Below are 23,128 nucleotides of genomic sequence, written 5' to 3'. Positions count from 1 at the left end.
GACGGCCTCAGCCGGCCCGGCTCAGCACGAACAGGCCTTGGGTGGCGAACAGGTTGGCCAAGGGGCCGTCGCCATCGAACGGCAGCACGCCGCCCTTGCCGTCAAGGGCGATGGCTCGCTCGACGGTGATGCCCAATTCGTCGCACAGCGCCAGGAAGTCGTGGATGGTGCAGAAATGGATGTTGGGCGTGTCGTACCATTGATAGGTCAGGGTGTCGGTCACCGGCATGCGCCCGTTCAGCGCCAGCGACAGACGCACCCGCCAATGGCCGAAATTGGGAAACGACACGATGGCGCGCCGGCCGATGCGCAACATGTGGTTCAGCACCGTCTTGGGCTCGTAGGTCGCTTGCAGCGTCTGGCTCAGGATGACGGTGTCGAAGGCGCCCGACGGATAGTCCTTGAGGTCGGTGTCGGCGTCGCCCTGGATCACCGACAAGCCTTGCGCCACCGCCGCCGACACGCCGGCCATGGACAGTTCGATGCCGCGCCCGTCCACATCCTTGTGCCGGCCCAGCCACGCCAGCAACGTGCCGTCGCCGCAGCCGACGTCGAGCACGCGCGACCCGGTCTCGACCATGTCGGCGATCAGGCGCAGATCGACGCGCAGGCTGCCGATGGACATGATCATGGCGTTTCCCCCTTGCTTCCGGCGGGCGGCAGGCCGCGCCGCACGGCGGCGGCCTCAAGGAAGCCGCTCAGGGTGGCGTGGAATTCGGGTTCGTCCAGCAGGAAGGCGTCGTGGCCCTTGTCCGACTGGATCTCGACGAAGCTGACATTGGCCGCCACCGCGTTCAGCGCGTGCACCACGGCGCGGCTTTCCACGGTGGGGAACAGCCAGTCCGACGAGAACGACACCACGCAGAACCGGGTCTTGGTCCCCTTGAAGGCGTTGGCCAGACTGCCGTGTTCGGCGGCCAGGTCGAAATAGTCCATGGCCCGGGTGATGTAGAGATAGGAATTGGCGTCGAAACGGTCGACGAAGGTGCTGCCCTGGTGGCGCAGATAGCTTTCCACCTGGAACTCGGCGCCGAAGCCGTATTCGAAGGCGTCGCGGTCGCCCTGAAGGTTGCGGCCGAACTTGCGGTGCAAGGCCGGCTCCGACAGATAGGTGATGTGCGCGGCCATGCGCGCCACCGCCAGACCCCGGCGCGGCTTGGTGCCGTGGTCCATGTAGCGGCCCTCGCGCCATTCGGGGTCGGCGATCACCGCCTGACGGCCGACCTCGTTGAAGGCGATGTTCTGCGCCGAATGGCGTGCCGCCGTGGCGATGGGGATGGCGGCGAACACCCGTTCAGGGCGCGAGGCGCACCATTCCAGCACCTGCATGCCGCCCATCGACCCGCCGATGACCGCGAACATCTGGTCGATACCCAGGTGGTCCACCAGCCGGGCCTGGACCTGCACCATGTCGCCGATGGTGATGATCGGGAAATCCTGTCCCCACGGTTTGCCGGTGGCGGGGTTGACCTCCTTGGGGCCGGTGGTGCCCATGCAGCCGCCCAGCACGTTCGAGCAGATCAGGAAATAGCGGTCGGTGTCGAACAATCGGCCCGGCCCCACAAGGTCGTTCCACCAGCCGGGCTTGCCGGTGATGGGGTGGGGGTCGGCCACGTATTGGTCGCCGGTCAGGGCATGGCACAGCAAGATGGCGTTGGATCTGTCGGCGTTGAGCGTGCCATAGGTCTGGTAGGCGACGGTGACCGAATCCATCTCGACCCCGCAATCAAGGCGAATCGGGGTGTCTCGGCCCAGTTCGACCGTCAGGCCAAGCGGATTGCGAAGGGAAGCAGGCCCAGGAAGCGGGGCGTCGGTCATGATGGAAATATGGTTATCCAACGACGAAAGAACACGATTAGCTATGGGTGCGAAGGGGGGCTGTCAACGTTTTCTTTGATTTCGGACGACAGGCGCACTACACCTATGCCGCCCCTCAGAAAGCCCGAACCCTGCACCATGAGTACCGACAGCGCTTCCCTTGACCGCGTCCGCCGCGAAATCGACCGCATCGACGACAAGATTCACGACCTTTTGATGGAACGTGCCGGCCTGGTGGAAAAAATCGCCAAGGCCAAGGCACCGGACGGCGTCGCCCTGCGTCCCGGTCGCGAGGCCCAGGTGCTGCGCCGGCTGGTGGAACGCCACAAGGGGTCTTTCCCGAAACAGGCGTTGGTGCGCATCTGGCGCGAGATCATGGGCGCCCTGGTCGGGTTGCAACAGCCTTTCGTCATCGCCGTCTATCAGCCCGAGCGCGGCGCCGGTTACATCGAGCTGGCGCGCAACCATTTCGGCGTGGTGTGGCCGCAGATCGTGCACCTGACCCCCGGTCACGTGGTGCGCATGGTCGCCGATGCCCAGGCCAGCGTCGGTCTGGTGCCCATTCCCGGTTCCCATGACGTCGAGCCGTGGTGGCTGGCGTTGACCTCGGATGCCGGCAACCTGCCGCGGGTGGTCGCCCGCCTGCCGGCACTGGCCGACAGCGTCGCCTCGGGCCGGGCCGAACCGCTGGAAGCGTTCGTGGTCGCCTGCCGCGAACCCGAGGCCACCGGCGACGACTTTACCCTGGTGGCGGTGGAAACCGCTCCCGACATCAGCCGCGACCGCTTGCGCGCCGCTTTCACCGCCGCCGGCATGGACGTGGCCAATCTGGTCGCCACCCATCGTTCCGACGGCGTGTGGCGCCATCTGGTCGAGGTGCCGGGCTATGTCGCCGCCGACGATTCCCGCCTGGCGGATCTGGTCCAGACCCGCGACCCGGTCGCCCATGTCCGCGTCATCGGCGGTTACGCCGCGCCGTTGCCCGTCTGAATTCTTCCGTAAAACGCATCCTCAAGGAGGTATCGCATCATGGCCGCTCCCTCGCCTCGTCCCGGCATCATGGACATCAAGCCCTATGTGGGTGGTGAGTCCGCCGTCGCCGGCGTCGATCGGGTGCTCAAGCTGTCGTCGAACGAAGGTGCTTTGGGGCCCAGCCCCAAGGTCATGGCGGCGGTCGCGGCCATGACCGCCGAGATGCATCGTTATCCCGATGGCGGCGCCACCCGGCTGCGCAAGGCCTTGGCCACGCGCTGGGGGCTGGACGCCGAGCGGATCGTCTGTGGCGCCGGTTCCGACGAGTTGCTGGCGCTGCTGGTCAAGGCCTATGTCGGCCCCGGCGACGAGGTGGTGTATTCCCAGCACGGCTTCCTGATGTACGCCATCGCCACCAAGGCCTGTGGCGGTGTTCCGGTGACCGCGCCGGAAACCGATCTGGTGGCCGACGTGGACAACCTGCTGGCGGCGGTGACCGACAAGACCCGCATCGTGTTCCTGGCCAATCCCAACAACCCGACCGGCACCTATCTGCCGGCCGACGAGGTCAAGCGCCTGCGCGCCGGCCTGCGCGACGACATTCTTTTGGTGATCGACGCGGCCTATGCCGAGTTCGTGTCCAAGAACGACTATACCCCCGGTGTCGAGTTGGTGGACGCGGGCGACAACACCATCATGTGTCGCACCTTCTCCAAGATGTACGCGCTGGGCGGCATGCGTCTGGGCTGGGCCTATGGTCCGGCCAACATCGTCGGCGTGCTGAACCGTGTGCGCGGTCCGTTCAACGTCAGCTCGGCCGCCCTGGTGGCCGGCGAGGCGGCGCTCGAGGACACGGCTTTCGCCGATCTGTGCAAGAGCCATAACGATTACTGGCTGCCCTGGATCACCGCCGAATTGCGCAAATTGGGCCTTGGGCTCACCGACAGCGTCGGCAACTTCATCCTGGTGCGGTTTCCCAAGGAAGCGGGCAAGGACGCGGCCGCCGCCGACGCCTTCCTGCGGTCGCGGGGCATCATCGTGCGCGGCATGGTCGGCTATGGCCTGGGCGACTGGCTGCGCATCAGCATCGGCACCGGCGAGGAAAACCAGCTGGTGGTCCAGGCCTTGGCCGAATTCGTCGGCCAGGGAAAGTAACGGCAACCGCCGCCGTCACCGGTGACGGCGGCGGTCTCCCTTTCGGGACATGACATGACCGCACCGCTTTTCGACACCATCTGCTTCGTCGGCATCGGCCTGATCAATTCCTCGCTGGCGCGGGCCGTGCGCAAGCTGGGGCTGGCCCGGCGGCTGACCTCGCTGGATTGTGACCCCGAAGCCTGTCGGGTGGCGCTTGAACTGGGCGTGGTCGATTCCGCCTCCGCCGATCCGGCGGCCGAAGTGGCGGGGGCCGGGCTGGTGGTGTTGGGCACGCCGGTCGGCGCCATGGAGGCGGTGACCCAGGCCATCGCGCCCTATCTGGCATCCGGGGCCATCGTGTCCGACGTGGGTTCGGTGAAGACGGCGGTGATCCGCGACGTCGAGCCGTTCCTGCCCGAAGGCGTGCATTTCGTCCCCGGCCATCCCATCGCCGGTACCGAATTTTCCGGCCCCGCCGCCGGTTTCGCCGAATTGTTCCAGGGGCGCTGGTGCATCCTGACGCCCCAGGCCCACACCGACGTCCAGGCGACCGCCCGCGTGCGCGCCCTGTGGGAGGCGGTGGGCTCGACGGTCGAGGAAATGGACCCCGCCCACCATGACCGGGTGCTGGCCGTCACCTCGCATTTGCCGCATCTGATCGCCTATACCATCGTCGGCACCGCCAACGACCTGGAAGGGGTGATGGAGCAAGAGGTCATCAAGTTCTCGGCCTCGGGTTTCCGCGACTTCACCCGCATCGCGGCCAGCGACCCGATCATGTGGCGCGACATCTTCCTCAACAACAAGGAAGCGGTGCTGGAACTGCTTCAGCGCTTCACCGAGGATTTGACCGCGTTGCAGCGCTCGATTCGCTGGGGCGAGGGCGAGGTGCTGGAAAAGCACTTCACCAAGACCCGCGCCATTCGCCGCGCCATCATCGACGCCAAACAGGACCGTTAAGCGCGCTTTCACCGATCGACGGTTGACTCCGCCCCCCCTCAGGGTGTCCCCTCTTGCGGGTTTTACGCAGAAAAGGGGGCACGCGCATGGCGAACAATCTGACCGGTCTGGACCACGCCGTCGTCGCGGTGCGCGACCTTGACGCCGCTTCCGGGGTTTTCGAACGCCTTGGTTTCGCGCTGACCCCGGTGGGCCATCATGCCGAATGGGGCACGGCCAACCGTTGCGCCATGTTCGCCGGCGATTACGTGGAACTGATCGCCCCCGAGGGCGAGGGCGAGGTCGCCGACCAGTTGCGCGACTTCCTGACCCGGCAAGAGGGACTGTTCAGTCTGTCTCTGGGATCGTCGGACGGTGCCGCCACCAGCCAGTCGTTGCGTTCCGCCGGTCTTGAGGTGCCGGTGGCGCGCTCTTTGTCGCGCAAGCTGGATGACGGCAAGGGCACCACCCTGATGTTTTCCGAAATGCCGTTGCCGCCGGTGGCGACGCCGGGCATTCCGACCCGCGTGGTCCAGCACATCACCGCCGAGCGTGAGCGCCATCCGCAATGGCTGGACCATCCCAACACCGCCTGCGGCATCGCCGCGGCCACCGCCATCGTCGAGGAGCCGCCAGCCCTGACCCCGGCCTGGGACGTGCTGTTCGGCCCCCATTCGGCGGTTCTGACCGACGACACGGTGACCGTGCACACCGGCGGCGGCCTGATCTATCTGACCCGCCCGGACGAACTGACCCAGTTGCATCCCGAGGCCGAACTGGACGAACTGCCGCCGTCGCCGGCCCTGGTCGCCCTGGCCATCCGCGTCGCCGACACCGACCGGGCCGCCCAGGTGTTGAAGGACAAAGGCGTCGATTTCAGCCGTGACCGCGAAGGCACCGTGCGCATTCCGCCGTCCGAGGCGTGTGGCGTGTTCATCGAGATGGTGGGGGCCTGAGGTCATGGCCCGTCTGTTGCGGCCGTTGCTGGTCCTGCTTCTGGTTATGGTGGCGCTTCCGGCGGCGGCCAAGGACGGTGAAAGCCGTTATGCCGGCCTGGACGGCTTCCTGGTGCATTACAAGAGCTGGGGCAAGGTGGGGGCGCCGGCGGTGATCCTGATCCACGGGTTCACCCTGGATCAGTCGTTCTGGAACCATCAGGTGCCGGCGCTGGCCAAGACCCATCGGGTGATCGCTTTGGATTCCCCCGGTCATGGCGATTCCGGGGCGCCCCAGGATGTCGCCTACACCATGACGCTTTATGCCCGCGCGGTCGAGGCGGTGGCCAAGGATGCCGGCCTGTCGCATGCCGCCCTGGTCGGTCATTCCATGGGGTTGCCGGTGATCCATACGGTGATCCGCCGTGGTCAGCTCAAGGTGGACCGGGCGGTGTTCGTGGATGGCGCCATCCTGGCCCCGCCCGCCGACGCCCAGGCCCAGGCCGATCAGGACAAGTTCCTGGCCGACATGCAGGCCGGACTTCGGGGGGACGATTACAAGCTGGTGCTGGAACAGTTCTTCCAGGGCTTCATGCAGAAGATGCCGCCGGCCGAGGCGAAAAGGGTGCTGGTCGCCGTGCGTCGGGCGGACCACCACATGGTCGCCAGCACCTTCGAACATTTCGCCGACGCCGACGTGTGGGCACCGGTCCGTTTCGACGTGCCGGTGCTGGGCCTTTACGCCAAGACTTCGGTGGACGAGGGGGCCAAGCAATGGCTCGACGCCACCTATCCCCGCAACAAGCTGGTGGTGTGGGACGACGTCGACCATTTCCCGCAATTGGAACGGGTGGACCGCGTCAACAAGGCGCTGCTTGGTTTCCTGAAATAGGGAGTATACCAATCCCATTGGTCGGTTCCGATCAATGGGCGCCCTCAAGCGTCGGCCGCGCCATGGCCGCCAGCACGCGGGCAGGATAGGAATGGTGGACCATGCGTCACGGCCATTTGACTGGCGGCAACTGGGCGACGCGGGCCGAGCCAAGGTAAACCTCGCCGTCCTGAAGGCTGACCGGCACCGGCACCGCCGGGCGTCCCTGGGAATCGGGCCGGCTCATCAGCATCAGCACGATCTTGGCCGATTGGGCGGTGTCGGCGGGCAACACGCCGTTGTCGGCCAGCCGGTCCATCAGGGGGGCGATGCCACGCATGCGGGTGGACAAGGTGGCGCGCGGCTGGCCGTCGGGCCCCAGGCTCAGCGTGCCCTGGGCCTCCAGGGCCAGCGGCGCCCAATCCAGGGTCAGGTGTTCCAACTCGACCATCCCGCCATCGGCGCTCCAGCCGGCGACGGCCTCTGCCGACAGGGTTTCCGGCAAGCCGTGGACAAGGCGTCCCTGGGTTTCCATCAGGCGGATGCGCGGTTCCAACGGCAAGGTGGGCATGGTCGGCCAGTGGATGTCCTGGGCGGCGACGGAAAAGTTGATGTCGCCGCCGGGATCTTGTGTCGTCGTCGCCCAGGTGGCGGCCAGGGTGCCGGCCTCAAGGCGGATGCCGTCTTCGTCGGCCCAATCAACTTCCGACGCCACCAGGGTCAGCTCTTGCGTCCGGCCGTGGCGGTCCAGGGTCACGGCGACCTGCATGCGCTCGCTGTCCACCGTGGCGGCACCCGTGGACCAGCCCAGATGGTGGCGGCCGCTCATGTCCAGGGTAAAGCGGTTCGGCGTCAGCGGCGAGGCGACGGCGACCAGATGTCCGACCTGCCAGGACCGGCCGTCGGGTGTGGTCACGGCAGGGCTTTCCATGGTCAGGGTCAGCGAAAGGGGAAAACCGTCAACGCTCAGGGAATCCCAGCCGACGATCCAGTTCTCGGCGCGGCGGTTTTCCGCCCAGGCTTCGATCCCCTTGCGCAACCCGGCCGCAGCGTGGAACCAATAGGCGCAATAGCCAAGCCCGGCCAGTACAAGGGCGATGGCGGCAAGGGCGGCAACGCGGCGGACGGACATGACGACATTCCTGGGCGACGGCGAGACTATTCCCTCTAAACCCTGTGACGATGGCATGCAACATGGGGACGGCGGAATTTGGGTCTTCGCCTATGGCTCGTTGATCTGGAGGCCGGATTTCCGGCCGATGGAAAGCCGTGTCGCCCGTCTGGTCGGCTGGCGGCGGTCGCTGTGCATCCTGTCCACCATCTATCGCGGCACGCCCGAGGCACCGGGCTTGGTTCTCGGTCTTGACCGTGGCGGTTCGTGCCTGGGGCGTGCCTTGCGGGTAGCGTCCGGGGATTGGCCCGAGGTCAAGGCGCGGCTTGACGCCCGCGAAATGGTCACCGGGGTCTACCACCCCCGTTTCCTGCGGGTCCGGCTGGAGGATGGCAGCCGGGTCCAGGCCTATGCCTATGTCGCCAATCGCCATCACCTCCAGTATTGGTCGGGGACCGGGGACCAGGCCGTGCGGCTGTTGCGCCAGGGGGTGGGAACCGCCGGCAGCGCGCGGGATTACCTGGCCAATACCGTCGCGCAACTGACGGCCCTGGGGATCGCCGACCACACCTTGCGCCGGATGCTGGAGTTGGTGGACGCAGGGAATGGGATATAAACCAAAGTAAAACACAATTTGCGGTACATATAACATTTGTATTGTACGCGGCTGATGTGTTTCCATCGTCCTGAACAAAGGCGGTTTTCGCCGCCGAAACGATCTGGCTCGCGGGATGGAGACGCTCATGTCTCACGATTTGTCGCTCGACGATTTCTTCGACATGCTGGGGCGTTATGGCGCCGACATCGGCAATTGGCCGCTGTCGCCGGGGCAGTTGGAAAGCGTCGCGGTGTTCTTGTCCCGCTCGGCCGTCGCCCGCGAGGCGGTCGAGGAAATGCGCCTGATGGAGACGGCGCTGCGCGGCGAACTGCCGTTGGCTCCCCATGGACTGGCCGACCGTATCCTGGCGGCGGCCGGTATTTCCGTTGGCCGAAACGCCGCCATCTTCGCCGTGCCGCGTCCGCGCCGTATCCGCTATAACTGATACCTTAAAGCCCGATCCGGCCATGAAGGGGCAACCAGCCGGGAACGTCGTGGCGGATCTGGCCGCTGTCGGCATGGGTGACGATGCAGCCCCGGCCCTGACGGGCCAGTTCCCTCTGTCTTTTCCATGCAGCCGGATAATCGGGCAGGCGTTCGTACAGCATGGGATTGGGGCGTCCGTGCGCGCCCAGCATGGTCAGGATATGGGGCTCGGCGTTCAGCGGGCCGTCGGGGGGACGGGGCGGGGCGGGATCGCGCAGCCACCACAGGGTCAGGACGCAGGCGGCGGTGCCAAGGATGGCGCAGGCCGCCGCCATGCCAACGAATGCCTCCATGCCGGTCCCCCCCCCTGGTTCATCAAGGAAAGACTCTGTTGATCCACATGGGAACGCGCCGCGCTCTCGACAACCGTGCCTCTACTTTCGGCTGGTCTCCTGGCGGTTGTTTCCCTGGCAACGGTGGGCTAATCTTGGTTCAGTTCAATTCAGGTCGCCGGAGGTTCGGGGGGAATGACCAAGATCGAATGGTCTGACGATCTTTCGGTAGGCATCGATTTGCTCGACAACCAGCATCGCAAGTTGATCTCGATGATCAACGTGCTGGACGACGACGCCATGGGTGCCGAGGAATTGGGGGAAGTGATCTTCGGGTTGCTGGAATACGCGGCCATCCATTTCCGCGACGAGGAAAAATTCTTCGTCGATGAAGCCCCCGAGATCGTCGAACATCATTTCGCCTCGCACACCATCTTCATCTCGACCGCGTACAAGTTCGTGCAGCGGTTCAAGAACGGCGAAGCGCTGGCCTTGCGCCAGCCGGTGTACGAATTTCTATGCCAATGGCTGGTGGAGCACATCCTGGTCGAGGACATGCAATACAAGCCCGGAAACAAGAACCACGCCGCCGAATAGGTGGGCGCAACGACAAAAGGGCGCGCGGCCATCGACCGCGCGCCCTTTTGTCGTTCAAGCCAAGGTGCTCAGCCGGCCTTGCGCACCCGGACCACGATGTCCACGCCGACCATCTCCATGCCCGGCGCCAGCGGCGGCAGGTTGGCGACGGTTGGTTGGGAGCCGGTGATGTCCTGCAACAGGCCGGTTTCCTCGTCGAAGAAATGGTGGTGTTCGTCGGTGGCGGTGCAATAGAAGGTGCGGTCGCCAAAGCCCACCCGCCGCAACAGGCCGGCGGCGGCGAACTGGTTCAAGGTGTTGTAGACGGTGCCCAGCGCGACCTTCAGCCCGGCCTGGTTCAATTCGCGGTGGAACCCCTCGGGTGTCAGATGGCGGCGGCCGCCGCGGCGGATGGTCCGCATGATGATGACGCGCTGGCGGGTCGGGCGAATGCCGGCACCGCGCAACGTTTCCAGATCGATTTGCATGTCCCCCATTGGCACTGTCGTCTTCCCCCCGGATGTCTGTGCGTCCAGTCCGGTTTATACCATGGGATAGGGCGGAACAACCATTAGGCCGTCGTTCTGGGACGGAAGTTTGGTGCGAACTTGACCAAGGACACGGTGACGGCGACGGAAAAGGTGTTTGGTGGCAGGCTTTTAAGAAGCGTCTTCCGTCGCTCGTATACATCCTGATGGCTAGGGTATGGGGATCGCTAAGGGTGATCGCCGCATTGTCCCACCACAGCCGCAACGGGAATAGCCAACCTATCCGTTAGGGTAATTTTCTAATACTATCAGTTGGTTGCGCGTTTTTTCAGAGGCGTATGAATTTGCTGTTGCAAGGAAATTTGGCGGTATTTTTATAAAATGCACATTAAGTTTATGAATAATAATACAGAGGGTATATGCCTCGGATGTTTCTTCAAAAATAGACTAATGAAAAACATGATTACAGTTCTGTCAGAATTGTGGACCATCCCCTCTCGGGTAATCACCGTAGCAACGGTGGGCTTGGCGGAATCGCCGCCGGGCTTGTGTCGGAGATGAGGGGACTTTCCATGCTGCGTTCTATCCGTACTGTGTTGCGCGAGAAGAAGGGCGTCGCCGCCCTGGAATATTCCATCCTGGCCGGCATGATCGTGCTCGCCATTGTCGGCGCGCTCACCACCGCCGACATCAGCACGAACATCACGAAAATCTTCACGGATTTGGGCACGGCCCTGGACACTGCCGCCAATGGTAGCACCGGCACCGGCACCGGCACCGGCACCGGAACCGGAACCGGCACTGGCACTGGCACTGGCGGTTAATGCCCCTGCTCGCTGTGGTCGCCGCTCTGCTTTTCGTGGCGGCGGCCGTCCGGGATTTGGGGTGGCGGCTGATCGACAATCGTCTGGTCGCCGCCGCTCTGGTGGCATGGTTCGGGCACGCCGTCCTGTCCGGTTGGGGGGGGGCGGCGATTTTCTTTCACCTTGCCATCGGTGTTGCCGCCTTCGCTGTCGCCCTGGGGGCCGGCCTTGCCGGCTGGATGGGCGGCGGCGACGTCAAGCTGGCGGCGGCGGTGTTCACCTGGGCCGGCCCGGAGCATGCTCTTGCCATCCTGGTGATGGTCGTGGTCGCCGGCTTGTTGTTGGCGGTCCTGGGGGTGGCGGCGGATGCGGTTCTTCGCCGATGGCCGTCGGGGTTTGCCAGGCGTGGTCTTTTTCTGTTGTCCGCCGCGCGCGGTGTGCCCTATGGCGTGGCCTTGGCATGCGGCGGCGGCTTGGCTGCGTTGGCGGCGGGGTAGCGGCTGAACTTTCAGCGGAGGCAGACCTTCCATGAATGTGCGCGTTGTCTTGCGCATCGTTTCGGTTCTCGGTCTCGCTTTGGTGGCGGCGCTGCTGCTGCGGGGGCTGTTTGTCGCCTCCACCGCCAAGCCCGTGGCTCCGGCCATGACCGCTATCGGAACCGCTGTGGCGAAAATGCCGGTGGGAACCTTGATCAAGGCCGACGATCTGCTCTGGCGTGAAATTCCCGAAAGCGACGTCAAGAAAGGCCAGATCAAGCGTGACACTCCCGCCGCCGGCCGGTTGTCGGGGGCGGTGGTCCGCCGTGCCATCGACGAAGGGGCGGCTATCAGCGAAACCGACGTGGTCTATCCTGACTCGCCGGGTTTCCTGGCGGCGGCCTTGCAGCCCGGCATGCGGGCGGTGTCGGTGGCCATCGACGACGTCACCGGCAATGCTGGCCTGACGCTGCCCGGCGACCGTGTCGACCTGATCCTCACCCATCGTCTGGATGGTGGCGGCGACAGCCGTAACGGGCCTCCCCGGGTAGCCAGCGAGACGGTGTTGTCCGACGTGCGGGTCATCGCGGTCGGGCGCACCATCCGTGCGCCCGAGATCGAGGCTTCGGGAGGGACCGCCGCATCTGCCGGCAATGCCCGCACCGTGACGCTTGAAGTTGGGCCGCGCGACGCCGAATCGGTGGCGGTGGTCAGCCGTCTGGGACATTTGTCCTTGGCCCTGCGCAGCTTGGCGCAGACGCGCGATTCCGACGTCGACGGCGAGGAAACGTCGGAGCCGGTGTGGGGCAAGGACATTTCACAGGTGGTCCGCATGGCCTCCGAACCCCCGCCCGAGCGTCCGTCGCGCGGGGGCGTGGCGGCGCCGATGCGGGTCCAGGTGTTTCGTGGCTCGGGCGACGGCAAATAAGCCGCCGCCCCAGGGGGAAAGAGTCCGATGAACGTTCGAGTTCCGATGGTGGGTCGTTTGTTCCTGGCCTTGGTTTTGGCAGCAAGTGCGTGGGGGGCACCGCTTGCGCCGCTGTCCGTCTCGGCGGCCGTCGCCGCCGAGACGGACGAACGGCTCGAACTGTTTTCGGGAACGGGCGAGTTGATCCACCTGCCGCGCCCGGCGCTCAGCGTGTTCGTCGCCAATCCCGACGTGGCGGATGTTCAGGTGCCGTCGCCCAATGCCATTTTCCTGTTGGGCAAGAAGGCGGGAACCACCACGCTTTACGCCGTCGATGGCCGTGACCGCGAGATCATGCGCCGGACCGTGGTGGTGCGCCATAATCTGGCGGAAATGCAGGATCTGCTGCGTCAGCGTTTTCCCGCCTACCGTTTCACCCTGACTTCGGCGCCGGGGTCGTTGCAGGTGAGCGGCGCGGTCGACACCGCGGCCCAAGCCAGTGATGTCGCCAGCACCCTGGCCCCCTTCCTGGCCAAGGACGAAAAGCTGATCAACTCGCTTTCGCTGAGCACTCCGACCCAGGTGCATCTTCGGGTGCGGGTGGCCGAAGTCTCACGTGAGATCACCCAGACGTTCGGCATCAACTGGCAGGCCATCCTGAAGCCGGGGAACTTTGTCGCCAGCATCATGAACGGCCGCGATTTCATTGATGAGGCGAATAGCTCGTGGAATATCCCGAGCAGCGGCTGGGGCGTTGGTGGTGGCTTCAAGACCAACGATTTCGGCATCAATGCGATGATCGATGCGTTGGACCAGGAAGGGTTGGTCTCGGTCATGGCGGAACCCAACCTGACCGCCGTGTCGGGTCAGACAGCCAGTTTCCTGGCGGGTGGCGAGTTTCCGATTCCCATCGTCCAGGGAACCAGCGATTCTGTCAGCGTGACCTTCAAGCAATTCGGCGTGGCACTGGATTTCACGCCCACGGTGCTGTCGCCTGATCGCATCAGCCTGTTGGTTCGCCCCGAAGTCAGCGAGTTGTCGTCCACCAATTCCGTGACCTTGTCGGGCTTCACCATTCCCGGATTGTCGGTGCGGCGAGTCGAGACAACGGTGGAACTGGCCAGCGGCCAAAGCTTCGTCATCGGTGGCCTGCTTCAGGACAGCATGCGTGATATCGCGGCCCGCCTGCCCGGCCTGGGCGACCTGCCGGTGTTGGGCAAGTTGTTCTCGTCCCAGAACTACCGCAACAACAAGAGCGAACTGGTGGTGATCGTCACCGCCTACATGGTCAAGCCGGTGGGGGCGGGTCAGCTTCAGACACCGCTGGCCAATCTCAAGCCGGCCTCGGACGTGGAATATGTCACCAGCCAAAGCCTGGGAATCGACCCGCTGGCCGCAGATGCGCCGCGCCTAGTCGGTCCCGCCGGCTTCGTCTACTAAGGAGGGCCAGCACATGCGCCGCCTTTTCGCGATCCTGCCGGCGATCCTGATGGTCACCATGGTCGGGGGTTGTTTTCCGCGTCCCGATTATCGCGACCTGCCTGACATTTCGGCCTTGCCCCGTCAGGTCACCACCGTCGCCACCCTGACGCTTGCCGATCCGGCTGCCCCTACCGAGGCAGAGCGCACTGCCATCGCCGACGCCTTGTCCAGGACCGGTGAACATGGTCGGCGCGTGCGTGTGCTGTTGGCCAAGAACAGCCCGCCGCCCACTGCCGGGCAGGCGCGCGCGCTGGTGACCGATCTGGGGATCGATCCGTCCGTTGCCTTGGTTGGTGTGGGTGAGGCCGACACAGCCACCTTGGACTTCTTGCGTGTCAGCGTCATCGCGCCCGATTGCGCGAGCATGGTGGCGCCGTCGGAATATGATTGGAAGGGGCAACGTCCGACCATGGCGTTCGGCTGTGCCACGCTTGGCAATCTCGGCCAGATGCTGGCCGACCCGGCTGATCTGGAACACGGCCGTCGTTATCGTGGCGCCGATCCCGTCACTGCGGCGTCAGCCGTTGACCGTTATCATGAAAACAAGGTGACGCCGCTGCGTGGAACCTCGTCGAGCGGCGGCACCAGTTCCAGCTCGCCATAGCGGAGAGGAGGGATGTCCATGTCTTTGATCGACAATCTGGCCCACCCCACCCGCAGCGTGCCCAACCACGCCGATTTCGTCGCGTTTCTGGCCGACGCCGACAGCACCGACGCGGTCGAGCGTTTCGCGCTGTCGCGCATGATGCCCCACACCCACATTCGTCAGGGCAGCATCGCCGACGCTACCGAGTTCATGTCGCGGCTGGAGCGGCCGCCGCGTCAATTGGTGGTGGATATCTCGACCTCGGCCATGGCGCTGTCCGAACTGGCGGCGCTGGCCGAAGTGTGCGCGCCCAGCATTTCCGTGGTGGTGATTGGCGAACGCAACGACGTCGGTCTGTTTCGCGAATTGCTGCGTATGGGTGTCGACGAATATATTTCCAAGCCGTTGACGGTCGATCTGTTGACCCGCCTGCTCGGCGGTCCCGGTGCGGCGATGCAGCCGGTGCATCAGGTGCGTACCGGCAAGCTGGTGGCCTGTGTCGGTGCGCGCGGCGGCGTCGGCGCCTCGACGGTGGCGGCCAACGTGGCGTGGTATCTGTCTCACAGCATCGAACGCCGGGTGGCGTTGATCGACCTCGACCCGTTCGGCGGGCCGATGACCATCCTGCTTGGCACCCAATGCAACAACGGCCTGACCGACGTTCTAAAGAACGTGCGGCGGCTTGATCCGCAATACCTGGAACGGACCATGGTGGGGGTTGGCGGCAAGTTGTTCGTGCTGTCGGCCCAGAACGCGCTCGACAGTGCCGAGATCCTGGATACCGAGGCGTTGCGCGAGCTGGTGGGCGAGCTTAAGCGTCATTTCCATTATGTGATCGTCGACATGGCCGGGCGGGCGGGGGCCACCAACATCGCCATGCTCGAGGAGGCGCAAGTGGTGGCGCTTGTGACCGAGCCATCGGTCTATGCCGCGCGGGAGACGGCGCGGCTGATGCGCACGGCGGAAACCCGCGATGCCCACGCGCCGGTCATGCTGATCGTCAACCAGCCCCGTCAGCCCGGCAAGGGCGAGTTGGCCCTGCACGATTTCGAGGAAGCGGTGGGGCGTCGTGCCAGCCATGTCCTGCCCTATGACCACGACGCGGCCAGCCGGGCCGAAAATCTTGGGCCGCCGGTGGTGGCAGAGCGATCCGCGCTTGCCACCGCGTTGAAGCGGGTGGGTGACGATCTGGCCGGACGTCGGCTCGATGACAAACCGAAAAAGACCTTCAGTTTCCGCGACCATCCGCTGTTGCGCCATCTGTTGGAGTGGAGAGCCTGATGTTCGGGCGCAAACGCGGCCCCATGGACCCAGATTTTCCGTTGGCCGCCGAACCGGTGTCGGGGTCGGCGGTGGATACGCCGGCGACCCCGCCGGCTCCTGCCGGTCCCGCCGCCAGGTTGCCGGCCAGCGTGCTCGCCGCCGCCGCCGCCGCGCCGCCGCGTCCGGCGGCACCGCCCCGTTCGGCGGTTCAGGCGATGATGACGAGTCAACCGGTGTCGGCCCCGACACCGGTCCCGACACCGGCTCCGGCTCCTGTTTGTGCGCCGGCTTCCGCGCCGGAAATGGCGTCCGAGGATTTCCTGCGGACCGACACCTTCCGCACGTTGCGGGCGGCGGTGTTCGCCGGCATCAACGTTTCGGCGGCGGTGACCCGTTCGCGCGATCAGGTGCGGGGCGACCTGACCCGGCTGGTGGGCGAGATCGTTTCCCGCGACCGGCTTTTGGTGACCATGGCCGAGCAGTTGCGGGCGGTCGAGGAATTGCTGAACGACATGTTCGGCATCGGCCCCATCGAGCCGCTTCTGGCCGACGACACCGTGACCGACATTCTGGTGAACGGCCCGGACCAGGTGTTCGTGGAGCGGCATGGCCGGCTGGAGCTGACACCGCTCAAATTCCGCGACAACGCCCACGTCACCAACGTCGCCCAACGCATCGCCGCTTCGATCGGCCGTCGCGTCGATGAATCCAGCCCCATGGTCGATGCCCGTCTGGCCGATGGGTCGCGTGTCAACGTGGTGTTGCCGCCTTTGGCCATCCGCGGGACCTGTTTGTCCATCCGCAAGTTCGCCAAGCGCAACGTCACCCTGCACCGCATGGTGATGCAGGGCAACTTGTCGACCGCCATGGCCCGTGTGCTCGAGGTCGCTTGTGCGTGTCGTACCAACATCATCATTTCCGGCGGCACCGGCTCGGGCAAGACCACGCTGATGAACGCCATGAGCCGGGTGATCGACGAGCGCGAGCGCATCATCACCATCGAGGACGCGGCGGAACTGCAATTGCAGCAGCCGCACGTGGTCAGCCTGGAAACCCGGCCCGAAGGCATCGAGGGCGGCGGCATGGTCGATCAGCGTCAGTTGGTCAAGAACGCGCTGCGGATGCGTCCCGACCGCATCATCCTGGGCGAGACCCGCGGCGCCGAGGCCTTCGACGTGCTCCAGGCCATGAACACCGGTCATGACGGGTCGATGACCACCCTGCATGCCAACACGCCGCGCGACGCGCTGACCCGTCTGGAAAGCATGGTCCTGCTCGCCGCCGGGTCGTTGCCGCTGTTGTCGATCCGTCGCCAGATCGCCAGCGCGGTCCAGATGATCGTGCAGCTTGAGCGCATGCGCGACGGTGTCCGCCGTATCACCCATGTCACCGAAATCGCCGGCATGGAAGGGGACGTGATCATCACCCAGGATCTTTTCACTTTCCGCTACGACGACAGCACCTATGGCGACGAGGTCAAGGGAACCTATGAAAGCACCGGGCTGCGTCCGGTGTTCTCGACCCGCGCGTCCTATTACGGCCTGGAAAAGGCGCTGATGGAGGCGATCCAGGGATGAGCGCCGGCGGTCTTGCCCCCGAGGACATCATCGCCGCCGCCGGCTTTGTCGGCGTGGTGGTGGTGGCGCTGGGCTATCAGGCCATTCGCTCGGCTGTGGCCGACAGCCCGCGCGCCCGCATGCGCCAACGTTTGCTCGACAGCGTTTCCGAGGTGGCGCCGGCCATCGCCGCCGGCGTGGCCGAGGATGCCGCCGCTGTCATGCAACGCCGGAAACGGTTGGGTGAGGATACCTGGGCCGCACGCGCCCTGAGCGCGGCCAAGGAGCAGGCCGAACACATGGGCGGTGTTGCCGCCTTGCGTTGGATCGTGGCGGGGGCGTTGCTCGTGGCTACCTTGGTGGTGGCCGGGTTGCTGTGGTTGGGCCAGTCGGTGTGGCTGGCTGCGGCGGGTGGCATGGTGGGGGGCGCCATCGGGGCGGGAATCGCCTTCCGTGTGGTGGTGACGCGGTATCGCACCCGGTTTCTGCAAGGGTTTCCCGACGCATTGGATTTGATGATCCGTGCTGTCCGTGCCGGCGTTCCGGTGGTCCAGGCGATCATTGCCGCCGGGCGCGAGTTGCCCGATCCGGTGGGGCGAGAGTTCCGCATGATGGGTGATTCGCTACGCCTGGGCATGGACGCCCAAGAGGTGATGGAGCAAGCCAGCAAACGCATCGGCGTCCCCGATTTCCGGTTTTTCGTGGTCTGCCTGCAACTACAACGTGAAACGGGCGGGCCATTGGCCGACACGCTGGAGAACCTGTCGGCGATCATCCGCTCGCGCCGCGAGGTGCGGCTGAAGACCCGTGCCCTGACCGCCCAGGGGCGTGCGGCGGCCAAGATCATCGCATTGGTACCGTTCGTGGTGATGGGGGCCTTGAACTTCCTGGGCGGCGACTACATGGAGGTCCTGTTCCACACCCAACGGGGGCAGCGGATCTTGTGGCTGGCCTTGGGGTTGGTGTTCACCGGTTTGCTGGTCATCAACCGCATGTCGAAGTTGGAGGACTAGGCCATGTCCGGCGAGATTATCCTGGCGATGGTTCTGGCGGGCATGCTGGTGGTGGTGTCGCTGGTGTCGCTGAGGCTGAACCGCCCAAAGGCCCGTGCCGCGGACCGTGCCCGCGATGTGGTGCGTTCGGTCGGCGGTGCGCTCAAGGGCGGCGAGGAAGAGCAACCGGCCGAGGACCTGCGCTCCCAGGTCGGTGCCTTGCTGATTCGTTTGGGGCAGAAACTGCCGTTGTTCAACGCCAAGCAGCGCACGCAATTGCAAGGGCAGCTTCAGACCGCCGGCTTCCGTCAGGTGCATGCCCTGTCGGTGTTCATTGCCCTCAAGATATTGCTGGGGGCCGTGGGGGCTGTGCTGGGGGTGGTGGCTGTCCGTGTGATGGTGCAAGACATGGCCATGGCCATCAAACTGGCGATGGTGCTGGGGGGCTTCCAGGTCGGGATGATGCTCCCTGAAATCGTCTTGCGGCGTGTCGTCGCGGCGCGTCGCCGCGCCATCTACCGTTCCTTGCCGGACGCCCTCGACCTGATGGTGATTTGTACCAATGCCGGCTACAGCCTGGGGGCCACCATCAAACGGCTGTCGGTCGAACTGGTGGATTTGTGTCCGGCACTGGCCAATGAGTTGGAAATCACCTCCCACGAAATCCAGATGAACGGTGACCCGGTCGCGGGTTTGCGCAGTCTGGCCGAACGGACGGGAGTGGAATCGTTGCGGGCCATGGTGGCGACCTTGGTGCAGGCGCATCAGTACGGCACCCCCATCACCCAATCTCTCAAGACCCTGGCACGGACCGAGCGGAGCACCCGCGTCCTCAGCCTGGAGGAAAAGGGAGCCAAGCTGGCGGCCAAGATGACCATGCCGATGATGCTGCTGATCCTGCCGGCGGTGATGCTGATTTCGGGGGCTCCGGCCTTCCTCAGGATGATGGAGGCGTTCAAGTGATGCGACGGATCGTGGTCGTGGCCTGTGCCGTGCTGTTGAGCGCTTGTGCCGCTTCACCTAATCCTGGCACGTCGGTGTCGTCCCCGGCTGCGGAAAGCAACCTGCGGCTGGCCCGCGCCACCCTGGACGGGGGCGATCCGAAGATCGCCATCAATTTGTTTCAGCAAATGGTGAAGAGCAATCCCAACGATTATCAAGCGCGTCTTGGCCTTGCCGACGCCTTCTTCATGATCGGGGAAAGCGAACGGGCCCGCGCTGCCTATGCAGAGGCTGCGCGGATCGATCCCCAGGCGGTCGACCCGCTGTTGGGGTTGGGACGCATCGCCTTGGCCAAGCGTGAATTCGCGGAGGCGGAGAAACGTTACACTGCCGCCCGTGCGGTGGCGGACCAGGATGCGCGGTCGTTGTTGGGGTTGGGCTCCGTGTTCGATCTGCAAGGCCGGCACGACGAGGCGCAGGCGCTTTATCGTCAGGCTCTGGCCGCCCATCCCGAGAATGCCGCCGCCCGCAGCAATCTGGGGCTGTCCCTAGCCTTGTCGGGGCAGCCGCGTCAGGCGGTCAACGTGTTGCTGGACGTCGCCACCCAACCCAGCGCGCCGCCGCAGGTGCGGCAGAACCTGGCGCTGGCCTATGGTCTTCTGGGCAACGACGAGGCGGCGGAGAGCGTGCTTTCCGCCGATCTCGAACGGACGGCGGTGCGTTCCAACCTCGATTTCTATCGGTTCATGCGCGAGCGTACGCCCTCGGCGAAGGCTGTGACGCCATGAGACGAGGCGGCGGCATCGGCGGTTGGATATGGCGGAACCGGGGGGCGTCGGTCGCGCTGGAATTCGCCCTGATCGCGCCGGTAATCATATTGCTGCTGTTCGGCACCATCGAGGCCGGGCTGATGCTGCTGACCGACGCCAATCTGGAACTGGCGGTGCGCAACGGCACCCGCTACGGCATCACCGGTGCCGGTGGCGCCACCCGCGACAAACTCATCAAGGAAAAGATCACCGACCTCATGGAGCGCTGGAAAGGCCCAGAAGGTGTCCTGACGGTGGAGTTCAAGGCCTATCCGTCCTTCGACAACATCGGCCAACCCGAGCCGTTCACGGACGGGAACGACAACGGCACCTACGATGCCGGTGAGGGTTACGAGGATATCAACGGCAACAAGCAGTGGGATTCCGACATGGCGTCCGCCGATGGCGGCGGTGCCGGCGACATCGTCATCTACACGGTGACCTTGACCCGGCCTAGCTTCACCAAGGTGCTGGCGCTGGCCGGTATCGACACCTTGGTTTTCCGCCGGCAGACGGTGGTGGAAAATGAATAGGGGCATGGGGCCGGCCGGCCGGATTTTTGGGGTCTTGCGGAAACGACGTGGTTCGCTCGCGCTCGAGGCTGCGCTGCTTTTTCCCATTGCCGTGCTGGTTCTGGTCGGTTTCTCCGAAATCTATTTTTACGCTCGCGCCGTGGCGATCGTCGAAAGGGTGGCTTTTTCCTCGGCCAGTTTGATCGCGAAGCGCGCGACCTTGTACGACTGTGTCTGGACCAACGATTCCGGCTATCTCGGCACTCACATTCTGGCGGCCGAAACCATGGCCCAGCCGCTCGACCTCAAGGCCGGGGGGATGGTCATCCTGAGCGCGGTCACCGATCCCGGAGACGGCGACGTCATCTCGTGGCAGCGGAGAAGTTCCTACAAACTGGACGACATCGCTTCGACCATCGGCGTCCAGAACGAGCTCCCGGTTTTGCCGGCGGATCTGGACGTAAAGACGGTGGCGGGGGTCGGGACCGACACGTTGATTGTCGCCGAGGTGGCCTATCGCTTTCGGCCGCTCGAGGGATTGCAGGCGTTGCTGAAGCTTCCCTTGGGCGAAGTAACGGTGCGGCGGCGGGCCTTTTCCCGTGCCCGCTGGGGAAACATCGGGACCTTGGGTTCGATTGAGAATTGCACGGGACTGACCAAGTGACGACGGGAGGGGACAGATGACACGAACCCTGAATGCGTTGATGCGCGATCGCCGCGGCGTGGTCGGAATCGCCTTTGCCCTGACCGTGACGGGGACGGTCCTGATGATGCTGGCCGCGATGGACCTGCTGCGGGTCTCGATCCTGCGCTCGCGGGTACAGTCGGCGCTGGACAATGCGGTGTTGGCGGTGGGGTACAATCTGGCCGCCGACGAAAAGGAATGGAAGGCCGAGGGACAATCCTATTTCGCCGCCAACATGGGCGAGAATTCCATGGGATCGACACTGGGGGCGGCGACGTTCACCTCCAGCAAGGATAGCGACGGGATCACCCACGTCACCGGTTCCGCCAAGGTGAGCGTTCCTTTGATGATTTCGGGCTTCACCGAAGCGGGGGCCATGGAAATGTCCATGAGCACCAGTGCGCGCAAGCGCACGCGGGCCAACATCGAGATGGTACTGGCGTTGGACAATACCGGTTCGATGGGCAGCGGGAACAAGATGACGGAAGCCAAGTCGGCGGCAAAGAAATTGGTGGAAACCATGCTGGGGGCGGGAACGTCCGGCGGCAACACCTATGTTGGGTTGGTCCCTTTCACGGAACTTGTGAGGGTCGGTTCCACGACGGAAACCAAGAAGTGGTTGGCCAGTGGAGTTGACTCATCTGGATGGAAGGGGTGTTTGTTTGAGCGCACCTCGTCCGATGGTGAATACAAGGTAGAGAATACGCCTCCGAGTGTAAAAAAATTCGAACGATACCATGATGTTGGAATTTCTTATGTAGAAGAGTATGAGGAAGAATATACAGAGGTAACCTACGAAGACTACACGTATGAATGTGGCTCTACTAGAAAGAGGACGTGTTCTGGAAGAAAGAAAATCGAAACAACGCTCACAAGAACCAAGGAAGGAAATTGTGTTCCGACAGAGTCAAATGCTGACACCTGTAAAGCGCGGGAGTCGTCACCTCAAGATGCATCTGATCAACAAGGCTGTTCGTTGCAGGAGGTGACTTTTCTGTCAGGCGACAAGACTGCGCTGGATACTGATATCGAGAAGATGACTGCCTTGGGAAGCACTATGGTTGCTTCGGGGGTGATGTGGGGATGGCGCATGCTGGATCCTGCCTGGAGGGGGCAGTGGACGGAAAATGGCGCGCTTCCAAAAGATAAGGCGAGTAATTTAAATAAGGTGTTGGTGCTTCTGACGGATGGTGACAACGCTGTTCAGAATTATTGCCTGTCTGGCTATCACTCTCACCATGACTGGAGTTATCATTGTGATTACACTAAGAATGAATTTAGGAATCCGTATCGGATGGCAAATAATGTTGACCCTTGGGGCGACTTGGTCGGAGATAACAACATAAATGCCGACAACCTCCTTTGGAATGATCCCTCAAGTGTTGACCATCTTGAGAGTTATTGCGATGCGGCAAAAAAAGATGGAATTGTGATATACACGATACCTTTTGGCCCTGATGATGACATCAGCGAAAGAACTAGAGCAATCCTTAAAGGATGCGCCACGGACGAAGAAAAGTATTTCCGTGTCACCGAGGCGACCGACCTGACAGCCACTTTCAAGACCATCACCGACACGCTGAGTGAATTGGTGATCGAGGAATGACCGCAACCGACCCCATCAAGGAGTGATCGTTTCCATGAACCGACCGCGGCGATTCGCGCCCGTTTCCGCCCCCGTTCTGGCCGGCGGCCAACGATGCTATTACTGGGTTTGCGCCTCCATCATGATGGACGCCGACGACCGGGTCGATGATCGTTCCGTCGAACGGGTTCATGAGGCGTTGTCCTGTGCGCAAGGCGGCGGTTGCGTGCGGGCCGACGATTGTCGGGAACTGACCCTTGGGGCGTTGGCCAGGCTGTTGCGACAGCGCCCGCGCGATTAAGGGCACGGCCACTTCTCGCCCGGCCG

27 protein-coding genes are annotated in these 23,128 nt (G+C 64.1%); 22 read left to right on the top strand and 5 right to left on the bottom strand.

Features of this window, described 5'->3' with window-relative positions; genetic code table 11:
* Positions 1–7 precede the first annotated feature (7 nt).
* Entirely contained in the window at positions 8–631 is a 624-nt protein-coding gene (gene metW, locus G4223_RS11625; RefSeq protein WP_163679585.1) for a methionine biosynthesis protein MetW, read from the bottom strand.
* Positions 628–1,818 carry a homoserine O-acetyltransferase MetX gene (gene metX, locus G4223_RS11620; protein ID WP_163679582.1) on the bottom strand — a complete coding sequence of 397 codons (1,191 nt, stop codon included), beginning with the start codon at positions 1,816–1,818 and terminating at the stop codon, positions 628–630. Before metX ends, metW begins: the two co-directional genes overlap by 4 nt.
* Positions 1,819–1,956: 138 nt before the next feature.
* Here metX and pheA point away from each other — a divergent pair, with 138 nt between their 5' ends.
* The 5 genes from pheA to G4223_RS11595 all read left to right on the top strand — a co-directional run bounded on the left by pheA (position 1,957) and on the right by G4223_RS11595 (position 6,693).
* Complete coding sequence (pheA, locus tag G4223_RS11615; protein ID WP_163679579.1) at positions 1,957–2,808, top strand: chorismate mutase; 852 nt, start codon at positions 1,957–1,959, stop codon at positions 2,806–2,808.
* A gap of 39 nt (positions 2,809–2,847) precedes the next feature.
* Entirely contained in the window at positions 2,848–3,945 is a 1,098-nt protein-coding gene (gene hisC, locus G4223_RS11610; protein WP_163679575.1) for a histidinol-phosphate transaminase, read from the top strand.
* A gap of 54 nt (positions 3,946–3,999) precedes the next feature.
* Positions 4,000–4,887 (top strand): prephenate/arogenate dehydrogenase family protein, encoded by an 888-nt coding sequence (locus tag G4223_RS11605; protein ID WP_163679572.1) that lies wholly within the window; start codon positions 4,000–4,002, stop codon positions 4,885–4,887.
* Between the two features lie 86 nt (positions 4,888–4,973).
* The gene (locus G4223_RS11600) at positions 4,974–5,822 is read left to right on the top strand and encodes a VOC family protein (protein WP_163679569.1); all 849 of its coding nucleotides are present in this window, start codon (positions 4,974–4,976) and stop codon (positions 5,820–5,822) included.
* A gap of 4 nt (positions 5,823–5,826) precedes the next feature.
* Positions 5,827–6,693 carry an alpha/beta fold hydrolase gene (locus G4223_RS11595; RefSeq protein ID WP_163679566.1) on the top strand — a complete coding sequence of 289 codons (867 nt, stop codon included), beginning with the start codon at positions 5,827–5,829 and terminating at the stop codon, positions 6,691–6,693.
* Positions 6,694–6,799: 106 nt separating this feature from the next.
* On the opposite strand, the gene G4223_RS11590 is transcribed toward G4223_RS11595, so the two are convergent.
* The gene (locus tag G4223_RS11590) at positions 6,800–7,804 is read right to left on the bottom strand and encodes a DUF2125 domain-containing protein (RefSeq protein WP_163679563.1); all 1,005 of its coding nucleotides are present in this window, start codon (positions 7,802–7,804) and stop codon (positions 6,800–6,802) included.
* Between G4223_RS11590 and G4223_RS11585 the strand changes: the two genes are divergently transcribed.
* The gene (locus tag G4223_RS11585; RefSeq protein ID WP_241004081.1) at positions 7,803–8,399 is read left to right on the top strand and encodes a gamma-glutamylcyclotransferase; all 597 of its coding nucleotides are present in this window, start codon (positions 7,803–7,805) and stop codon (positions 8,397–8,399) included. The two genes, G4223_RS11590 and G4223_RS11585, sit on opposite strands and share 2 nt — an antisense overlap.
* Before the next feature lie 127 nt (positions 8,400–8,526).
* Entirely contained in the window at positions 8,527–8,826 is a 300-nt protein-coding gene (locus G4223_RS11580; protein ID WP_163679561.1) for a hypothetical protein, read from the top strand.
* Between the two features lie 4 nt (positions 8,827–8,830).
* On the opposite strand, the gene G4223_RS11575 is transcribed toward G4223_RS11580, so the two are convergent.
* Entirely contained in the window at positions 8,831–9,160 is a 330-nt protein-coding gene (locus G4223_RS11575; RefSeq protein WP_163679558.1) for a M15 family metallopeptidase domain-containing protein, read from the bottom strand.
* 174 nt (positions 9,161–9,334) lie between these two features.
* On the opposite strand from G4223_RS11575, the gene G4223_RS11570 reads away from it, so the two are divergent.
* Positions 9,335–9,736, top strand: coding sequence for a bacteriohemerythrin (locus G4223_RS11570; protein ID WP_163679555.1), 402 nt, complete (start codon positions 9,335–9,337; stop codon positions 9,734–9,736).
* 68 nt (positions 9,737–9,804) lie between these two features.
* Here the strand turns inward: G4223_RS11570 and G4223_RS11565 are convergent, their stop codons facing one another.
* A complete protein-coding gene (locus G4223_RS11565; protein ID WP_241004080.1) occupies positions 9,805–10,203 on the bottom strand; it encodes a Fur family transcriptional regulator in 399 nt (132 codons plus the stop codon).
* A 572-nt stretch (positions 10,204–10,775) separates the two neighbouring features.
* Here G4223_RS11565 and G4223_RS11560 point away from each other — a divergent pair.
* From G4223_RS11560 to G4223_RS11495, 14 genes are read left to right on the top strand one after another with little or no spacing between them, the layout of a single operon-like run.
* Complete coding sequence (locus G4223_RS11560) at positions 10,776–11,027, top strand: Flp family type IVb pilin (protein WP_163679551.1); 252 nt, start codon at positions 10,776–10,778, stop codon at positions 11,025–11,027.
* Entirely contained in the window at positions 11,027–11,503 is a 477-nt protein-coding gene (locus G4223_RS11555; RefSeq protein WP_163679549.1) for a prepilin peptidase, read from the top strand. Before G4223_RS11560 ends, G4223_RS11555 begins: the two co-directional genes overlap by 1 nt.
* 31 nt (positions 11,504–11,534) lie before the next feature.
* Positions 11,535–12,410: a Flp pilus assembly protein CpaB gene (cpaB, locus tag G4223_RS11550; protein ID WP_163679547.1), complete on the top strand. Its 876-nt coding sequence runs from the start codon at positions 11,535–11,537 to the stop codon at positions 12,408–12,410.
* 27 nt (positions 12,411–12,437) lie between these two features.
* On the top strand, positions 12,438–13,829 hold the full coding sequence (locus G4223_RS11545) for a type II and III secretion system protein family protein (RefSeq protein ID WP_205762486.1): 1,392 nt from the start codon (positions 12,438–12,440) through the stop codon (positions 13,827–13,829).
* Positions 13,830–13,842: 13 nt separating this feature from the next.
* Positions 13,843–14,475, top strand: a complete 633-nt coding sequence (locus G4223_RS11540) for a CpaD family pilus assembly lipoprotein (RefSeq protein ID WP_163679545.1) — start codon at positions 13,843–13,845, stop codon at positions 14,473–14,475.
* Positions 14,476–14,493: 18 nt separating this feature from the next.
* Positions 14,494–15,738 (top strand): CpaE/TadZ family protein, encoded by a 1,245-nt coding sequence (locus G4223_RS11535; protein ID WP_163679543.1) that lies wholly within the window; start codon positions 14,494–14,496, stop codon positions 15,736–15,738.
* Positions 15,738–17,297, top strand: coding sequence for a TadA family conjugal transfer-associated ATPase (locus G4223_RS11530; protein WP_163679542.1), 1,560 nt, complete (start codon positions 15,738–15,740; stop codon positions 17,295–17,297). Before G4223_RS11535 ends, G4223_RS11530 begins: the two co-directional genes overlap by 1 nt.
* Positions 17,294–18,289 (top strand): type II secretion system F family protein, encoded by a 996-nt coding sequence (locus tag G4223_RS11525; protein WP_163679539.1) that lies wholly within the window; start codon positions 17,294–17,296, stop codon positions 18,287–18,289. Before G4223_RS11530 ends, G4223_RS11525 begins: the two co-directional genes overlap by 4 nt.
* Positions 18,290–18,292: 3 nt before the next feature.
* A complete protein-coding gene (locus tag G4223_RS11520) occupies positions 18,293–19,231 on the top strand; it encodes a type II secretion system F family protein (protein WP_163679536.1) in 939 nt (312 codons plus the stop codon).
* A complete protein-coding gene (locus tag G4223_RS11515) occupies positions 19,231–19,998 on the top strand; it encodes a tetratricopeptide repeat protein (RefSeq protein ID WP_163679533.1) in 768 nt (255 codons plus the stop codon). The genes G4223_RS11520 and G4223_RS11515 overlap by 1 nt, the downstream gene beginning before the upstream one ends.
* Positions 19,995–20,552, top strand: coding sequence for a TadE/TadG family type IV pilus assembly protein (locus tag G4223_RS11510; RefSeq protein ID WP_163679530.1), 558 nt, complete (start codon positions 19,995–19,997; stop codon positions 20,550–20,552). Before G4223_RS11515 ends, G4223_RS11510 begins: the two co-directional genes overlap by 4 nt.
* 34 nt (positions 20,553–20,586) lie before the next feature.
* The gene (locus G4223_RS11505; protein WP_163679527.1) at positions 20,587–21,195 is read left to right on the top strand and encodes a hypothetical protein; all 609 of its coding nucleotides are present in this window, start codon (positions 20,587–20,589) and stop codon (positions 21,193–21,195) included.
* Positions 21,196–21,211: 16 nt separating this feature from the next.
* Positions 21,212–22,822: a TadE/TadG family type IV pilus assembly protein gene (locus G4223_RS11500; protein ID WP_163679524.1), complete on the top strand. Its 1,611-nt coding sequence runs from the start codon at positions 21,212–21,214 to the stop codon at positions 22,820–22,822.
* Positions 22,823–22,856: 34 nt separating this feature from the next.
* Positions 22,857–23,102, top strand: coding sequence for a hypothetical protein (locus G4223_RS11495; RefSeq protein ID WP_163679521.1), 246 nt, complete (start codon positions 22,857–22,859; stop codon positions 23,100–23,102).
* Positions 23,103–23,128: the final 26 nt, after the last annotated feature.

The sequence above is a fragment of the Magnetospirillum aberrantis SpK genome (assembly GCF_011022235.1).
GTDB lineage: Bacteria > Pseudomonadota > Alphaproteobacteria > Rhodospirillales > Magnetospirillaceae > Magnetospirillum > Magnetospirillum aberrantis.
The sequence above is the reverse complement of the archived record's forward strand: the minus strand, read 5'-3'. Positions and strand labels throughout refer to the sequence as shown.

Bases quoted from the DNA above. Each gene is read 5' to 3' on its own strand.
- pheA (WP_163679579.1), top strand. From the start codon at position 1,957: ATGAGTACCGACAGCGCTTCCCTTGACCGCGTCCGCCGCGAAATCGAC.
- G4223_RS11585 (WP_241004081.1), top strand. From the start codon at position 7,803: ATGACGACATTCCTGGGCGACGGCGAGACTATTCCCTCTAAACCCTGT.
- metW (WP_163679585.1), bottom strand. From the start codon at position 631: ATGATCATGTCCATCGGCAGCCTGCGCGTCGATCTGCGCCTGATCGCC.
- G4223_RS11510 (WP_163679530.1), top strand. From the start codon at position 19,995: ATGAGACGAGGCGGCGGCATCGGCGGTTGGATATGGCGGAACCGGGGG.
- G4223_RS11525 (WP_163679539.1), top strand. From the start codon at position 17,294: ATGAGCGCCGGCGGTCTTGCCCCCGAGGACATCATCGCCGCCGCCGGC.
- G4223_RS11605 (WP_163679572.1), top strand. From the start codon at position 4,000: ATGACCGCACCGCTTTTCGACACCATCTGCTTCGTCGGCATCGGCCTG.
- G4223_RS11600 (WP_163679569.1), top strand. From the start codon at position 4,974: ATGGCGAACAATCTGACCGGTCTGGACCACGCCGTCGTCGCGGTGCGC.
- G4223_RS11580 (WP_163679561.1), top strand. From the start codon at position 8,527: ATGTCTCACGATTTGTCGCTCGACGATTTCTTCGACATGCTGGGGCGT.
- G4223_RS11540 (WP_163679545.1), top strand. From the start codon at position 13,843: ATGCGCCGCCTTTTCGCGATCCTGCCGGCGATCCTGATGGTCACCATG.
- G4223_RS11575 (WP_163679558.1), bottom strand. From the start codon at position 9,160: ATGGAGGCATTCGTTGGCATGGCGGCGGCCTGCGCCATCCTTGGCACC.
- G4223_RS11565 (WP_241004080.1), bottom strand. From the start codon at position 10,203: ATGCAAATCGATCTGGAAACGTTGCGCGGTGCCGGCATTCGCCCGACC.
- G4223_RS11515 (WP_163679533.1), top strand. From the start codon at position 19,231: ATGCGACGGATCGTGGTCGTGGCCTGTGCCGTGCTGTTGAGCGCTTGT.
- cpaB (WP_163679547.1), top strand. From the start codon at position 11,535: ATGAATGTGCGCGTTGTCTTGCGCATCGTTTCGGTTCTCGGTCTCGCT.
- G4223_RS11520 (WP_163679536.1), top strand. From the start codon at position 18,293: ATGTCCGGCGAGATTATCCTGGCGATGGTTCTGGCGGGCATGCTGGTG.
- G4223_RS11495 (WP_163679521.1), top strand. From the start codon at position 22,857: ATGAACCGACCGCGGCGATTCGCGCCCGTTTCCGCCCCCGTTCTGGCC.
- G4223_RS11500 (WP_163679524.1), top strand. From the start codon at position 21,212: ATGACACGAACCCTGAATGCGTTGATGCGCGATCGCCGCGGCGTGGTC.
- G4223_RS11590 (WP_163679563.1), bottom strand. From the start codon at position 7,804: ATGTCCGTCCGCCGCGTTGCCGCCCTTGCCGCCATCGCCCTTGTACTG.
- G4223_RS11535 (WP_163679543.1), top strand. From the start codon at position 14,494: ATGTCTTTGATCGACAATCTGGCCCACCCCACCCGCAGCGTGCCCAAC.
- metX (WP_163679582.1), bottom strand. From the start codon at position 1,818: ATGACCGACGCCCCGCTTCCTGGGCCTGCTTCCCTTCGCAATCCGCTT.
- G4223_RS11545 (WP_205762486.1), top strand. From the start codon at position 12,438: ATGAACGTTCGAGTTCCGATGGTGGGTCGTTTGTTCCTGGCCTTGGTT.
- G4223_RS11555 (WP_163679549.1), top strand. From the start codon at position 11,027: ATGCCCCTGCTCGCTGTGGTCGCCGCTCTGCTTTTCGTGGCGGCGGCC.
- G4223_RS11560 (WP_163679551.1), top strand. From the start codon at position 10,776: ATGCTGCGTTCTATCCGTACTGTGTTGCGCGAGAAGAAGGGCGTCGCC.
- G4223_RS11595 (WP_163679566.1), top strand. From the start codon at position 5,827: ATGGCCCGTCTGTTGCGGCCGTTGCTGGTCCTGCTTCTGGTTATGGTG.
- hisC (WP_163679575.1), top strand. From the start codon at position 2,848: ATGGCCGCTCCCTCGCCTCGTCCCGGCATCATGGACATCAAGCCCTAT.
- G4223_RS11570 (WP_163679555.1), top strand. From the start codon at position 9,335: ATGACCAAGATCGAATGGTCTGACGATCTTTCGGTAGGCATCGATTTG.
- G4223_RS11530 (WP_163679542.1), top strand. From the start codon at position 15,738: ATGTTCGGGCGCAAACGCGGCCCCATGGACCCAGATTTTCCGTTGGCC.